Raw genomic sequence first — 652 nt, 5'->3', positions numbered from 1 at the left:
GACTCTCTTGAGAAAATGCAGGCTGGTCGGCGCGCGGTTCTCGTAGACCTTTACCATCTTCTTGGCCTCGTCCAGCGCGCCGCCCTTCGGCGTCAGCCGATTGAGCGCGCCAATCCGGTAGGCTTCCTGGGCGTCGATGACATCCCCGGAGAACATGATTTCGAGTGCCTTCGGAATTCCGACCACGCGGGGCAGTCTCTGAGTGCCGCCGGCGCCCGGCACGGAGCCTATCTTCGAGCTGGTCATGGCGTATGTCGACCCCTCGGCGCCAACTCGGATATCGCAGGCGAGGGCCAGTTCCCAGCCGCCTGTCATGCAAAATCCCTCGATGGCGGCGAGGACCGGCTTCTTGAGGTTCTCGAGGCCCGCGTTCAGGCGGTGCCAGGCGTTCAGATAGTCGACGGTGACAACCGCTCCCTGCGTCGCGCGTGCCTCGTTCAAATCCGCGCCGGCAGAGAAGTAGTCGGGACCGCCCGTCATAATGACCGCCCGGCTGTCAGGTTCTGCTTCGGCCTGACGGCACGCATCGAGTATCTCGTCCATGCACTGCAGGCTGATCGCGTTGCGTCGGGACGGCCTGTTGAGGGTCACAACGAAGGACGGCCCGTCCCGATCGATCTTCAGTGTTTCGTAGTCCATAGTCATTTCTCCC

Annotated in this window: 1 protein-coding gene; it reads right to left on the bottom strand. The window is 62.7% G+C overall.

What is annotated here, in order from left to right; translation table 11 throughout:
• Window positions 1-639, bottom strand: a 639-nt coding sequence (locus ACK8OU_RS20405) for an enoyl-CoA hydratase/isomerase family protein (RefSeq protein WP_410305153.1), incomplete at its 3' end; no start/stop codon positions are given.
• Window positions 640-652 lie beyond the last annotated feature (13 nt).

Source organism: Pontitalea aquivivens (assembly GCF_046507575.1).
In the GTDB taxonomy this organism is placed as follows: domain Bacteria; phylum Pseudomonadota; class Alphaproteobacteria; order Rhodobacterales; family Rhodobacteraceae; genus Pontitalea; species Pontitalea aquivivens.
The sequence above is the reverse complement of the archived record's forward strand: the minus strand, read 5'-3'. Positions and strand labels throughout refer to the sequence as shown.